This window comes from Streptomyces sp. col6 (assembly GCF_008042035.1).
Taxonomy (GTDB): domain Bacteria; phylum Actinomycetota; class Actinomycetes; order Streptomycetales; family Streptomycetaceae; genus Streptomyces.
Map to the genome: position 1 here is coordinate 12,245 of NZ_RDBL01000012.1, position 14,478 is coordinate 26,722.

Below are 14,478 nucleotides of genomic sequence, written 5' to 3' on the forward strand. Positions count from 1 at the left end.
TATGAGTGAGCGATACAACCATCAGGTCCTCCAGGTCCGCCGTCCGCAGACTCCCGCTGACCGGCCCGCTGCGCCTGAACCGGCCGTCCGACATGTGGTTCAAGCCCGCCACCAGCGTCGTCGTGGCCACCGCCGTACCCAACCTGGTGCTGCTGGCCCTCGGCCGGCTCGACCTGGTGATGTACACGATGGCCGGCTCGCTCTGCGCGCTGTACGGCCACAACCTCCCGTACGCCCGCCGTGCCGGCACCGTCGCCGGGGTGGTGCTCGGCATGACCGCCGGTCTCGGCGCCGCCCTCGTCGTCGCCTCGCTCACCGGATCGGCCGCCGTGCTGATCGCCGTCGGCGCGCTCCTGGCCGCCACGCAGAAGCTGCTCTGCGACGCGACCCGGATCGGCCCGCCCGGACCGGTGATCTTCACCTTCGTCAGCTCCGCCGCCCTCTTCGTCCCCCAGACGCTCGGGCAGGTCCCCGGCCACCTCGCCCTCACGCTCGGCGCGGGCGCGGTCGCCTGGCTCGTCGCCGTCGTCGCCCCCGCGCTCGTCCGCCGCGACGGACCCGAGCGCCGCGCCACCGCCCGCGCCCTGAACGCCGCCGCCGCGCACGCCGCCGCCCCCGGTCACGCCACCCGGCGCGCCGCCGTCACCGCCGTGCACGCCGCCTGGCAGACCCTCCTCGCCGCCGGCCGCCCCACCCCGGCACGCCGCGCCCTGGAACGCCTGGTCGTCCACGCCGAGACCTCGGTCCTGGGCAGCGCGGCGGACCCCGCCGACGCGCTGCCCAGGACCGAGGTCTCGGCGTGGACGACCAGGCGTTCCAGGGCGCGGCGTGCCGGGGTGGGGCCGCGTCCCCCGTACGTCTTGGTGAGCCCGTCCGCCTCCAGGACGACCGCCCCGCACCCGGCGCGGTCGTCCTGGAGGCGGACGGGCTCACCAAGACGTACGGGGGACGCGGCGCCCGGCGACGCGGGGTGCCCGCGCTCGACGGGGTGTCGCTGACGCTCAGGGAGGGCGAGACCCTGGGCATCGTGGGGGAGTCCGGCTCCGGCAAGTCCACCCTGGCCCGGATTCTCGCCCACGCCCACACCGCCGACGGCGGCACCCTGCGGCTGCGCGGCGAGGACGTCACCCGGCCCTCCCGGCGCGCGCTGCACGGGGTGCGCCGCCAGGTCCAGATGGTGTTCCAGGATCCGTACGCCTCGCTCAACCCCCGGATGACCGTGGGGGAGATCGTCGCCGAACCCCTCATCGCGTTCGGCATCGGCGACCGCGACGCACGCCGGGCGCGGGTGGCGGAGCTCCTGGAGCTGGCGGGCCTGGACCCCGCCGTGGCCGGACGCCACCCGCGCTCCTTCTCCGGCGGCCAGCGCCAGCGCATCGGCATCGCCCGCGCGCTCGCCCCCGCACCCTCCGTCCTCATCTGCGACGAACCCGTCTCCGCGCTCGACGTGTCCGTCCAGGCCCAGATCGTCGGCCTGCTCACCGACCTCCAGCGCGACCTGGGTCTCTCCCTCGTCTTCATCGCCCACGACCTCGCGGTCGTCCGGCAGGTCAGCCACCGCATCGCCGTGATGCACCGGGGCAGCATCGTGGAGACCGGCACCGCCGACGAGGTGTGCGACCACCCCCGCGACCCGTACACCCGCGCCCTGCTCGCCGCCGCGCCCGAACCCGTACCCCCGGCGGCCCGCAGCGAGCAGGCCGAGAAGACGGGGGCGCTCGCGTGAGCACGTGCTGCACGCCCGGCCGCCCCTGCACCGGCGTACTGCCTCTGCCGTCGGTGCGCCGTGCGGGCCCGCCGTCGGCCCTCGCGCGGCGGGCGATGGCCGAACTGCCCGGCGGTGTCTTCCGGATGGGCGACGCCTTCGGGGAGGGCTACCCCGCCGACCGCGAAGGGCCCGTGCGCGAGGTGACCGTGGCCCCCTTCGCCATCGACATCGCCGCCGTCAGCAACGCCGACTGGGCCCTGTTCGCCGACGCCACGGGCTACCGCACCGACGCCGAACGGTACGGCAGCTCCTACGTGTTCCACCTGCTCCTCGCCCCGGCCGCCGCACGCCACGTCATCGGCCGGGTGCCCGGCGCGCCCTGGTGGCTCGGCGTCGAGGGGGCCTGCTGGAACGCCCCGGAGGGGCCGGGCTCGGGGCTCGGGGACCGGGCCGACCACCCCGTCGTCCACATCTCCCACGACGACGCCCGCGCCTACACCGACTGGGCCGGGCTGCGCCTGCCCACCGAGGCCGAGTGGGAGTACGCCGCCCGCGGCGGACTCGACGGCGCCCGCTACCCGTGGGGCGACGAACTCACCCCCGGCGGAAGCGAGATGTGCAACATCTGGCGCGGCACCTTCCCGCACCGCTCGGACCGTCCGGGCGGCCGCACCGGCACCGTCCCCGTCACCGCGTACGCCCCCAACGGCTACGGCCTCCACAACACCTCCGGCAACGTCTGGGAGTGGTGCGCCGACGCCTTCGGACCCGGCGAACGCGTCATCCGGGGCGGCTCCTACCTGTGCCACGCCTCGTACTGCAACCGCTACCGCGTCGCCGCCCGCTCCCACAACAGCCCCGACTCCTCCACCGGCCACGGCGGCTTCCGCTGCGCCCGCGACCTCACCCCGCCCGCCCCGACCCACCACGGAGCCACCCGCCGATGACCACCAGCACCCGCCGCGACCCATACGACGGCTTCCCCGGCCGGATCGGCCGCACCTTCGCCGCCTCCGAGCCGGCCTGGCCGGCGCCCCGCACCCCGGGGGAGAAGGCACCCAACATCGTCGTCGTCCTCGTCGACGACATGGGCTACAGCGACATCGGCCCCTTCGGCTCCGAGATCGCCACACCCGTCCTGGACGGTCTGGCCGAGGACGGTGTACGCCTCAGCAACTACCACACCATGCCGCTGTGCTCACCGGCCCGCGCCGCCCTCCTCACCGGCCTCAACCCGCACCGCGTCGGCTACGCCATGGTCGCCAACTCCGACCCCGGCTTCCCCGGTTACGGCATGGAGATCGCCGACGACATCCCCACCCTCGCCGAACTCCTCCACGACTCCGGCTACGCCACCTACGCCGTCGGCAAATGGCACCTCGTCCGCGACTCCGCGTCCAACGCCGCCGACGACCGCGACAACTGGCCGCTGCGCAAGGGGTTCGACCAGTACTACGGCGTCCTGGAAGGCCTCACCAGCCTCTTCCACCCGCACCAGCTCGTCCGCGACAACAGCCCGCTGGACATCGACGAGCTCCCCGACGACTACTACTACACCGACGACATCACCGACCAGGCCATCTCCATGGTGAAGTCGCTGCGCGCCCACGACCCGGACAAACCCTTCTTCCTCTACCTCGCGCACAACGCCGTCCACGGCCCCCTCCAGGCCAAGGAGGAGGACATCGCCCGCCACCGGGGACGCTACGACGAGGGCTGGGACGCGCTGCGCGAACGCCGCTTCGCCGCCCAGATCGCCGACGGTCTCTTCCCGCCCGGCACCGAACTCCCCGAGCGCAACAGCGAGGCCGGGCAGGACGTGCCCGCCTGGGACAGCCTCACCGAGGAGCAACAGCGCCTGTACGCCCGCTACATGGAGGTGTACGCGGCACTCGTCGACAACATCGACCAGAACCTGGGCCGGCTCACCGCGACCCTCGACGCGCTCGGCGAACTCGACAACACCATCATCGTCTTCACCTCCGACAACGGAGGCACCGGCGAGGGCGGCGCCGAGGGGACCCGCTCCTACTTCAGCCGATTCGTCCACCACCCCGCACTGCCCGGCGACTGGACCCCCGACGTCGACCGCGACCCCGAACTCATCGGCGGCCCGCGCAGCCTGGTGCACTACCCGTGCGGCTGGGGCATGGCGTCCAACACCCCCTTCCGGCTCTACAAGGGCCACACCTACGCGGGCGGGGTGCGTGTCCCGTTCGTCCTGTCCTGGCACCGGGGCGCGCGCGACGGACGGCTCACCCCGGGGGTGCGCCCGCAGTACCAGTACGTCACCGACATCGCCCCGACCCTGCTGGAGCTGGCCGGTCTGGAGCGGCCGGAGCAGCGGCGGGGCGTCACGCTCCAGGAGCCGGACGGCGTCACCTTCGGCCCGGTGCTCACCGACCCGGACCACCTCTCCACCCACCCCGAGCAGTACTGCGAGATGACCGGCAACCGCAGCTACTACCGCGACGGGCACAAGCTCGTCACCCTCCACCGCCCCGGCGCGCCCTACGACGACTCCGAGTGGGCCCTGTACGACATCAGGACCGACCCGACCGAGATCCACGACCTGGCGGCCGAGCACCCGGACCTGGTCAAGGAACTCTCGGCGGCCTGGGAGACGGCGGCCTGGCGCAACGGGGTCTTCCCGCTCCCCGACGGCAGCGGCGCCCTCGCCCGGCGCAACCCGGCCGAGCGCCGGCTGTCGCGTCCGCTGACCCTGCTGCCCGGCACCCCGGAGCTGGAGCGCTACCGCTCCTCGCGGCTGGTCTCGCTGCGCTCCTTCGAGGTCACCGTCGCCGTCGAGGAGACGGGGGAGGGGGTGCTCGTCTCGCACGGTGACCAGGGCGGCGGCTACAGCCTGTACGTGGAGGACGGCCGCCTGCACTTCGCGTACAACGAGTACGGCGTGCTCCACGAGAGCGACGCCGGGCCGCTGTCACCCGGCGAGCACCTGGTCCGGCTCGTGGCCACCGCCGAGAAGGGGCTGCGCTGGGCCTTCACGATCGATGTCGACGGCGAGGTGCGGGCGACCCCGCCCAGCGTCCACCAGCTCATCGGGATGGCCCCCTTCCAGGGCATCAGCGTCGGCGTCGACCGCAAGTCGCCCGTTTCCTGGCCGCTGTTCGAGCGCCACCGCTCCTTCCGCTACCGGGGCCGGCTGCGGTCGGTGACCTACATCCCGGGAGAGCCCGGCCCCGACTCGCCGGAGGCCGTCGCGCAGGCGCTGAAGGAGGCCGCGGCGGCGTTCGAGTGACCGCGGGGGCCGTCGCCGTACCGGAGATCGATTGGCGACGGCCCGCGGGCGGGTCTAACGTCGGGGGAGTGAACGACCGCGTTCACTGCCAGCACGAGCGGCCGATGATCCGATGACGGACTCCTCAGCGACACCTCCGCAGGCCACCGAAACCCCCAGGAAGGGTCGAGGCGGCGGGATCGCCCTGCTGGTCATCTGCTCCTGCCAGCTGATGGTGGTTCTCGACATCACCATCGTGAACATCGCCCTCCCGCACATCCAGACCGCACTGGGCTTCTCCACCGAGAACCTGTCGTGGGTGATCAACGCCTACACACTGACGTTCGGCGGTCTGCTGCTGCTGGGCGGACGGCTCGGAGACATCCTCGGGCGGCGCAGGGTCTTCATGACCGGCGTCGCCCTCTTCGTGTTCGCCTCCCTGCTCGGCGGCCTCGCGCAGGAGTCCTGGCAACTGCTTGCCGCCCGCTCCCTCCAGGGCGTCGGCGGCGCCATCGCCTCGCCCACGGCGCTCGCGCTGATCACGACAACCTTCCGTGAAGGGCCCGCGCGCAACAGGGCGTTCGGCGTGTTCGCGGCGGTCTCGGCCGGCGGCAGCGCCATCGGGCTGCTCGCGGGCGGTGTGCTGGTGGAGTGGCTGGACTGGCGGTGGATCTTCTTCGTCAACGTGCCCATCGGCATCCTGATCGTGCTGGCCACCCGCCGCTTCATCCAGGAGTCCGAACGCCACCCGGGCCACTTCGACGTCATCGGCGCGCTCACGGCGACGCTGGGCATGGTGTGCCTGGTCTACGGCTTCATCCGGGCCTCCGAGGAGGGCTGGAGCGACGTCCTGACCCTGGTCGCGTTCGCCGCGGCGGTGGTGCTGCTCGGCCTGTTCATCACCATCGAGAGCCGGTCCCGGCAGCCCATCACACCCCTGTGGATGTTCCGCGACCGCAACCGCGCCGGCACCTACGGGATGATGCTCAGCCTCGCGGCGGCGATGTTCGGGATGTTCTTCTTCCTGACCCTCTTCGTGCAGAACATCCTGGGCTTCAGCCCCCTGCGCACGGGCCTCGCCTTCCTGCCGGTCAGCGTCATCATCGCGATCGGCGCCGGATTCACCTCCCGGCTGCTGCCGCGCTTCGGTCCCAAGCCCTTCATGGTGACGGGCGCGGTCCTCGCGGCCGTCGGACTCGGCTGGCTCACGCAGACCGACGTCCACAGCACGTACCTGGGCAGTCTCCTGGGCCCGGTGCTGGTGTTCGGCCTCGGCATGGGCCTGCAGTTCGTCTCGCTGACGCTGATGGCGCTCTCGGGCGTCGAGCCCCACGAGTCGGGCGCGGCCTCCGGCATCCTCAACACCACCCAGCAGGTGGGCGGATCGCTCGGCCTGTCCATCCTGGTCACCGTCTTCGGCACGGCCAGCCGCAACGAGGCGACCGACCAGGTGCCCAAGTTCATGGCCGAGGCGACACCGGCGCAGCTCGCGCAGTTCCGCAGGACTGGGCAGCTCCCGGGGCACTGGGGCGACCAGGTCCTGGCATCCGGCGTCTCCACCGCGTTCCTCGCCGCGGCTGCCTTCGCCGTCGCCGCGGCCCTGATCGCGCTGTTCGTCATCCAGGTCCGCCCCTCCGACCTGGAACGGCTGCGCGGCAGCGGGCAGCCGGGACCGTGATCCCCGGCCGCCCGCCGGCGCGGCCGGTCAGCCCTTGACGGTGAAACCCGCCCGCAGCAGGTCGTCGTCGCGTGACGACGGACCGACGAGCAGTTCGAACGCCCCCGGCTCGACGACCCGGCGGCCCTCCGCGTCCACCAGGCTGCACACGGACACCGGCAGTTCGAAGACCACCTCGCGCGACTCGCCCGGGGCCAACGGCACCTGCCGGTAGGCCTTGAGCTCCTTCTCCGCCCACGTCACCGACGTGACCGAGTCGCTGACATACACCTGTACGGTCTCCAGCGCCGGGCGTTCACCGGTGTTGCCGACGACGACGCGCGCCCGCAGGGTGTCGCCCGCGCCCAGGACGTCGGTCAGCACCTCCAGGTCCGAGTAGGCGACGGTCGTGTAGCTGAGGCCCTCCCCGAACACGAACGCCGGCCGCTGCGTCAGGTCCGCGTACCGCGTGCCGTGCTGGCCGCGCAGCTGGTTGTAGTACGTGGGCTGCTGGCCCGCGTGACGCGCGAAGGAGACGGGCAGCCGCCCGGACGGCTCCACGAGACCGAGGACCAGCTCGGCCACCGCACGACCGCCGAGCATGCCCGGGTTGAACGCGTAGACGATGGCCGCCGCGCGGTACGCCGACGGCGGCAGCACCAGCGGCTTGGAGCTGATGACCACCACGGTGAACGGCTTGCCCGTCGCGGCGAGCGCGTCCAGCAGCGCGATCTGTCCGCCGATCAGCTCCAGGGTCGCGGTCGAGCGCCCCTCACCGATCAGTTCGATGCGGTCGCCCACCACGGCGACGACATGATCGGCGGCCTCCGCGGCGGCGACCGCCTCCGCGATCAGCTCCTCGGACGGCTCGCACGGCATGACGATCTCGGGGCGCGGCTGCCCGTCCGGGAAGAAGGCACCCTCCGGGTCCGGGCCCACCGTCAGGATGTCGGCACCCCGCGCGTGGGTGACGGTCCAGCCGGCGGGCACATGCTCCCGGAAGCCGTCGAGCACGGTACGGATCATGGCGCGCGGATGGCCGTCGGGCAGCCAGTCCGCCTGGCCGGAGGAACCCGCCCAGTCCCCGAGCTGGGTCTGCGCGTCATCCGCGTTGGGGCCGATCACGGCGACCGTACGCGGCGGCGCGGCGGTGTCCGCGACCGCGCGCCCGTCCGCCCCGGCCGTGAAACCGCCGTCCAGCGGCAGGGTGCCGTCGTTGGCCAGCAGCACCAGCGAGCGGCGGGCCACCTCCAGGTTCAGCTCGGCGTGCCCGGCGCTGCCGATGACCGCCTCCTGCCGGGCCCGGTCGGGGTGGCGCGGGTTCTCGAACAGGCCCAGCTCGAACTTGAGCGTGAGGATGCGTGCGACCGCCGCGTCGATGTCCGCCTCGTCGAGCCGCCCGCCCGCCACGGCCTGCTGCGCACCCTCGAAGAAGTCCGGAGTCGTCATCACCATGTCGTTGCCCGCCCGGACCGCGGCGGCCGCCGCCTGCGCGTGGTCGGCGTACACCTTCTGCTCCCACACCATGCGCCCGACGTTGTCCCAGTCGGTCACCAGGGTGCCGGTGTAGCCCCACTCGCCGCGCAGCACCTCGCCCAGCAGCCAGTTGTTGACGGTGATGGGGACGCCGTCCATCGACTGATAGCCCAGCATGAACGTGCGGCAGCCCTCCTTGGCGACCCGCTCGAACGGCGGCAGGAACCAGGAGCGCAGCTTGCGCCGCGAGATGTCGGCCTCGCTCGCGTCCCGGCCGCCCTGGGTCTCGGAATAGCCGGCGAAGTGCTTGGCGCACGCGAGGATCGCGGTCGGGTCGTCGAGCCCCTCGCCCTGGTACCCGCGCACCATCGCCGAGGCCAGTTCGCCGATCAGGAACGGGTCCTCGCCGAACGTCTCGCTCACCCGGCCCCAGCGCAGGTCGCGGGTGATGCACAGCACCGGCGAGAACGTCCAGTGCACGCCGGTCGCCGCCACCTCGACGGCGGTCGCCCGCGCCACCCGCTCCAGCAGCTCCGGGTCCCAGCTCGCGGCCATGCCCAGCTGGGTGGGGAAGATGGTGGCGCCCTCCCAGAACGAGTGGCCGTGGATGCAGTCCTCGGCGACCAGGAGGGGGATGCCGAGGCGGGTGCGCCGGGTCAGCTCGGCGGCCTCCAGGACGCGTTCGGGCGAGGCGTGCAGGATCGAGCCCGCGTGCATGTCCTCGATGTGCTGCCGCACCCCGTCCTTGCCGTTGAGCTGGAGCATCTGGCCGACCTTCTCGGGCAGCGTCATCCGGCCGAGCAGGTCGGCGACGCGCTCCGGAATGGACAGGCGGGGGTCGAGATAGGGCAGGGAGGAGCCCACGGGAGTTCCTTTCACGACGTCGGCGACGTACTCATCGGGCGGTACGCGGAGGCTGCGCTCCGGGGACCACCGTACGCCGAATACCGACCTAGTGGTAAGTAAGTAATATGCAAACCTACGCAGCGGTGCCTGCCGAGACGACCGGGGAGCGTGCCGAGTGACCGGTGAGGAGCGGCGTGGCTACGCCAAGGGCCGGGCCAAACGCGAGGAGATCCTCGATCAGGCCATGGCCATGTTCGGCGAGGCAGGGTACCGGGGCGCCTCGCTGCGGGTGATCGCCACCCGCTGCGGCATCTCGCATCCCGGACTGCTGCACCACTTCCCGACCAAGGAGTCGCTGCTGCTCGCGGTCCTGGAACACCGCGACGCCGTGGACGGCCAGTGGCTGGAGGCGGGCCGCCCCACGGGTGTCGACCGGCTGCGCCGGCTGGTGGGCCTCGCGGCGCTCAACGCGCAGCGGCGCGGCATCGTCGAGCTGTTCTGTGTCCTGTCCGCCGAGGCGACCTCCGCCGAGCACCCGGCCCACGCGTACTTCGTCGAGCGGTACCGCAGCTCGCTGCTGTCCACGGCCGTTTCCTACACGGAGGCCCGCGAGAAGGGTGTGCTGCGCGAGGACATCGACCCCGGTGAGGCGGCCCAGCAGCTGATCGCGCTGATGGACGGCCTGCAGACCCAGTGGCTGCTGAGCGGCGGTACGACCGACATGGCCGGTGTCCTCCAGGCGCACGTACAGGCGCAGTTGACGGTTCCTTTCTGAGCGGGTCCGCGGTCGGGGCCGCCGCACCTCTTTACGGGGTTGTCATGTGCCGGTAACTTCCTTGCTGCAAAAGATTGCAGCAACATTCCGGCTGTTTTTACAGGCGGACGATTCCCCGTTTGCTCGGACCTTGAGGCGCGTCAGGGTCTCCGGCGGGACGGCGCGGGTCCCCACTTTCCCGCGCCTCGGACGCCACGGCTTCGCCGCCGCCGTGGCCCTTCCCTGGAGACACCATGAAACGCAATCCTCACCGGCTGCTGAGACGCACCCTGGCGTCCGCCGCTGCCGCCGCCGCAGTGTGCGGACTGCTCACCGCGCTGCCGCAGGGCACCGGCCTCGACGCACGGCCCGTCGCGTCCTCCGACACCACCACGACCGTCTTCTACTACACCAAGACGAAGAACTGGGCCGCCTACAACCTGCATTACGCGCCCGACGGCGGTGCGTGGACCACCGTGCCCGGTGTGGTCATGGAGGCCGCCTGCACCGACTGGGTCAAGAAGACGGTCCCGCTCTCGGGCGCCGCGGGAATCCAGGCCACCTTCAACAACGGTTCGGGCGTCTGGGACAACAACGGGGGCAAGAATTACGACCTCGGCAGCGGGAACATCACGGTCAAGGACGGCGTGGTCGCCCACAGCGACCCGTGCGCGGGCAGCGGTGACCCCGACCCGAGCCCCACTCCGACCGAGGAGGCGCACACCGCGTCGGTGTACTACTCCACCGCCACCGTCGGCTGGACGACCACCAACCTCCACTACCAGCCCGCCGGCGGCTCCTGGACGGCCGTGCCCGGCGTCGGCATGGAGCCCGCCTGCACCGGCTGGGTGAGGAAGACGGTCGACCTCGGCTCCGCGACCTCGATGAAGGCCGCGTTCAACAACGGCAACGGTGTCTGGGACAACAACAACGGCAGCGACTACACCATCCCGGCCGGCCGCAGCACCGTGAAGGACCGGGCGGTCGTCAAGGACGCCGGGGACCCCTGCGCCGCCGAACCCGCCGACACCGAGGCGCCGACCGTACCGGGCGGAGTGACGGCGAAGGCCGACGGCGTGGCGGTCGTCCTGAGCTGGGAACCCTCCACGGACAACACCGAGGTGACGAAGTATCAGGTCACCCGCACCGGCGGCACCAAGGGCAGCGTCGTCACCGATGTCACGTCCACCGTGCTCTCCGAATCCGGCCTGGAGGAGAACACCGCCTACACGTACACCGTCAAGGCGATCGACGCGGCGGGCAACACCTCCGCCGCCTCCGCACCGGCGAAGGCGACCACCGGTGACAAACCGCCGGCGGCGGCCCAGGGCACACCGCTCGGTACCGACCCCCGCAAGGACCCCATCTACTTCGTCCTCACCGCCCGCTTCAACGACGGGGACACGAGCAACAACCGGGGCGGCAGCCAGGACGTCAAGTCCGGCAACGCCGCCAACAACGACCCCATGTTCCGGGGCGACTTCAAGGGCCTGGTCAACAAGCTCGACTACATCAAGGGGCTCGGCTTCTCGGCGATCTGGATCACCCCGGTCGTCCTGAACCGGTCCGACTACGACTACCACGGGTACCACGGGTACGACTTCTACAAGGTCGACCCCCGCCTGGAGTCCGCCGGAGCCTCCTACCAGGACCTCATCAACGCGGCCCACGCCAAGGGCATCAAGATCTACCAGGACGTCGTCTACAACCACTCCTCGCGCTGGGGCGCCAAGGGCCTGTTCACCCCCACCGTCTACGGCGTCCGCGACACCCAGTGGAGCTGGTACTACGACGAGAAGAACGAGGGCTTCGAGTACGACGGACTCACCGTCGAGTCCAAGAGCGGCAAGTCCTACTACAACGGCGACATGTGGTCCACGGCCGAACCCTCGGGCAACACCTGCCTCAACTGGGGCAAGCCGACCGGCGGGAAGTCCGCCGAGGGGTACACGATCTACAACTGTCAGTGGCCCAACCCCACATCGGGCATGTTCCCCAAGGCGTACTACCACACCTGCTGGCTCGGCAACTGGGAGGGCGAGGACTCCCGTTCCTGCTGGCTGCACGAGGACCTGGCCGACTTCAACACCGAGTCCGCCCCGGTGCAGAACTACCTGATCGGCGCCTACGACAAGTACATCGACATGGGCGTGGACGGCTTCCGCATCGACACCGCGGTGCACATCCCGCGCACCACCTGGAACCGCCGCTTCCTGCCCGCCATCCAGGAGCGGGTCACCCAGCGGTTCGGTGCCGAGGCCGCGAAGAACTTCCTTGTCTTCGGAGAGGTCGGCGCGTTCGTCAACGACAAGTGGAACCGCGGTTCGGTCAACCACTCCGCCCAGTTCTTCACCTGGAAGGAACGCAAGGAGTACGACGCCGACGACGCCAAGGCCGCGCTGGAGATGTACGACTACGAGGAGCAGCTCGGCACCGGAAATCAGCCGACCTCCACCAACGCCTTCCTCGACGGCAACACGTACCACACCCCGGACCACAGCCGGTTCTCCGGAATGAACATCATCGACATGCGTATGCACATGAACTTCGGTGATGCCACCAACGCGTACAACAACGGCAAGGACTCCGACGACTCGACCAACGACGCGACCTACAACGTCGTCTACGTCGACAGCCACGACTACGGGCCCAACAAGAGCAGCGAGCGCTACGCGGGCGGCACCGACGCCTGGGCAGAGAACATGGCCCTGATGTGGACGTTCCGCGGCATCCCGACGCTCTACTACGGCTCGGAGATCGAGTTCCAGGCCGGCAAGAAGATCGACTGCGGCCCGACCTGCCCGCTCGCCACGACCGGCCGCGCCTACTACGGCGACCACCTCGCGGGCAGCGTCACCGCCTCGGAGTTCTCCCAGGTCGACTCCGCGTCCGGCGAGGTCGCCAACACCCTCGCCAAGCCCCTGGTCAAGCACCTCCAGCGGCTCAACCAGATCCGCCGTGCCGTTCCCGCCCTGCAGATGGGCCAGTACTCCACGGAGGGCATCACGGGCCAGATGGCGTACAAGCGCCGCTACACCAGCGGGACGACCGACAGCTTCGCCCTGGTCACCGTCACGGGCGGCGCCTCGTATACCGGCATCCCCAACGGCACCTACAAGGACGCCGTCACCGGCGACACCCGGGTCGTCACCGACGGAAAGCTCACCGTCGACGCCCCGGGCAAGGGCAACATGCGCGTCTACGTGCTCAACGGCCCCGGCAAGATCGGCACCGCGGGTCCCTACCTGAAGTAGTCCGACCGTGCGGGTGCCCCGGCAGCCGGGGCACCCGCACACCGTTACGCGCCCAGCAGCTCCGCCCGGCCGATCATGGCCGTCGAACCCGGGGCCGTACAGGCGTAGGCACCGGCGACCGCCCCCAGCCGGGCGCACTCCAACGGCTTCCGGCCGTCGAGCCGGCCGTACAGGAAGCCGGTGACGAACGCGTCGCCGGCCCCGTTGCTGTCCACCACCGGGGCCGGCGGCACGACCGCCGGGACGTGCACCGGCTCTTCACCGCCGTCGCGCGTGAGGAGGTACGCGCCCCCGGCGCCCGCCGTGGCGACCACCGTTGTGGCCCGGCCCAAGCGCAGGATCTCCCGCATCAGCGCGGGGGCGCGCTCGCCCGTCGTCGCCGCGCTGAAGAAGACCAGATCGGACCGGAGCGCGAACTCCCGCTGGTGCTCGCTCAGTCCGTCCCAGTCGTGCAGATCCGTGGAGACCGGCACGCCCAGCGCCTCGATGTCGTCGTACAGGAACCGGGTGAAGTTAGTGATCGACAGATGGACATGCCGGGCCCGCTGAAGCCGGGGCAGATAGAAGTCCCGCGGCATCCGCAGGTCCTCGGGGTCCCGGGCGTCGTAGAACGACATCCGCCGGCCTGTCGCGTCCACCAGGTTCACCGCGCGCCGGGTCCCGGCCGGCGAGATCACCGCGTGGAACTCCACATCGCCATGTGCCAGGCGCTCGCGCACCTGCGTACCGATCCAGTCGTCACCGACGCAGTCGAGAAACACCACGTCGAGCCCCAGCGCGCGGGCGCCGAGTGCCACATTGCCCCCGGTCTGACCGGGCCACTCCTGGATCGGGCCGACCATGACCGCGTCGGCGAGCGGGACCGGCAGGGCATCGACACGGACGATCGTGTCCACCCCGCTGCCGCCGACCACCACGACGTCGAATTCTGCTTGTTGTCGGACCACTGAGCCCCCTCTCGTGTTCCCGCCGCGCCCAGTATCGCCCACCGCCCCGGCCTCTCGACGCGCGCCCGGGACACCCGCTGGCTAGGCTCGACCGGGGGCCGACAACCTGATGTGTGGAGGCTCACGCCATGATGCCGTTGCCCGAACCGCGCGATATCCCGCCGCGCCTGGCCACCGGTGCGTTCATCCTGAACTCCGGCCTCGGCAAGCTGAAGGCCGACGAGGCGACCGCCCAGGGGCTGCACGGAATGGCCGCCAACGCCTATCCGTTCCTCGGCAAGCTGGAACCCGCCAAGTTCACCCGGTTGCTCGCCTACGCCGAGATCGCGGTCGGCGCGAGCCTGCTGGCCCCGTTCGTGCCGACCAGGCTCGCCGGGCTCGCCCTCACCGGGTTCTCCGGCGGCCTCTTCGGTCTCTATCTGCGCACCCCCGGCATGCGGGAGCCCGGCAGCCTGCGGCCGACGCAGGACGGGATCGCACTGGCCAAGGACTCCTGGATGCTGGGCATCGGCCTCGGCTTCCTGGGCGCCGGCGGCCACCGCGTCCACGCCTCGGGGAAGTGCCGCACCCGGCGCGGGTGCTGTCGCTGACCCCACCG

At 71.2% G+C, this 14,478-nt stretch carries 8 protein-coding genes and 2 pseudogenes; 8 read left to right on the forward strand and 2 right to left on the reverse strand.

The window, feature by feature from the left end; genetic code table 11:
• Window positions 1–5 precede the first annotated feature (5 nt).
• From EAO73_RS15840 to EAO73_RS15860, 5 genes and pseudogenes are all read left to right on the forward strand, one after another.
• Window positions 6–854: pseudogene (locus EAO73_RS15840) on the forward strand (FUSC family protein); the annotation flags it as partial.
• Between the two features lie 32 nt (window positions 855–886).
• Window positions 887–1,726 (forward strand): annotated as a pseudogene (locus EAO73_RS15845) (ATP-binding cassette domain-containing protein); the annotation flags it as partial.
• Window positions 1,723–2,655 (forward strand): formylglycine-generating enzyme family protein, encoded by a 933-nt coding sequence (locus tag EAO73_RS15850; protein WP_412074601.1) that lies wholly within the window; start codon window positions 1,723–1,725, stop codon window positions 2,653–2,655. The pseudogene EAO73_RS15845 and the gene EAO73_RS15850, both read left to right, overlap by 4 nt.
• The gene (locus EAO73_RS15855; RefSeq protein WP_147972198.1) at window positions 2,652–4,967 is read left to right on the forward strand and encodes an arylsulfatase; all 2,316 of its coding nucleotides are present in this window, start codon (window positions 2,652–2,654) and stop codon (window positions 4,965–4,967) included. The genes EAO73_RS15850 and EAO73_RS15855 overlap by 4 nt, the downstream gene beginning before the upstream one ends.
• A 112-nt stretch (window positions 4,968–5,079) precedes the next feature.
• A complete protein-coding gene (locus tag EAO73_RS15860) occupies window positions 5,080–6,624 on the forward strand; it encodes an MFS transporter (protein ID WP_147972199.1) in 1,545 nt (514 codons plus the stop codon).
• 27 nt (window positions 6,625–6,651) lie between these two features.
• Here EAO73_RS15860 and EAO73_RS15865 read toward each other — a convergent pair whose 3' ends face one another.
• On the reverse strand, window positions 6,652–8,943 hold the full coding sequence (locus tag EAO73_RS15865) for a glycoside hydrolase family 3 N-terminal domain-containing protein (protein ID WP_147972200.1): 2,292 nt from the start codon (window positions 8,941–8,943) through the stop codon (window positions 6,652–6,654).
• Between the two features lie 157 nt (window positions 8,944–9,100).
• On the opposite strand from EAO73_RS15865, the gene EAO73_RS15870 reads away from it, so the two are divergent.
• Both EAO73_RS15870 and EAO73_RS15875 read left to right on the forward strand, forming a co-directional pair.
• The gene (locus EAO73_RS15870; protein ID WP_147972201.1) at window positions 9,101–9,700 is read left to right on the forward strand and encodes a TetR/AcrR family transcriptional regulator; all 600 of its coding nucleotides are present in this window, start codon (window positions 9,101–9,103) and stop codon (window positions 9,698–9,700) included.
• A 233-nt stretch (window positions 9,701–9,933) separates the two neighbouring features.
• Window positions 9,934–12,933, forward strand: a complete 3,000-nt coding sequence (locus EAO73_RS15875; RefSeq protein WP_147972202.1) for a carbohydrate binding domain-containing protein — start codon at window positions 9,934–9,936, stop codon at window positions 12,931–12,933.
• A gap of 44 nt (window positions 12,934–12,977) precedes the next feature.
• Here the strand turns inward: EAO73_RS15875 and EAO73_RS15880 are convergent, their stop codons facing one another.
• Window positions 12,978–13,880 (reverse strand): carbohydrate kinase family protein, encoded by a 903-nt coding sequence (locus tag EAO73_RS15880; RefSeq protein ID WP_147972203.1) that lies wholly within the window; start codon window positions 13,878–13,880, stop codon window positions 12,978–12,980.
• Between the two features lie 128 nt (window positions 13,881–14,008).
• Between EAO73_RS15880 and EAO73_RS15885 the strand changes: the two genes are divergently transcribed.
• On the forward strand, window positions 14,009–14,470 hold the full coding sequence (locus tag EAO73_RS15885) for a hypothetical protein (RefSeq protein ID WP_147972204.1): 462 nt from the start codon (window positions 14,009–14,011) through the stop codon (window positions 14,468–14,470).
• The last annotated feature ends 8 nt before the right edge of the window (window positions 14,471–14,478 follow it).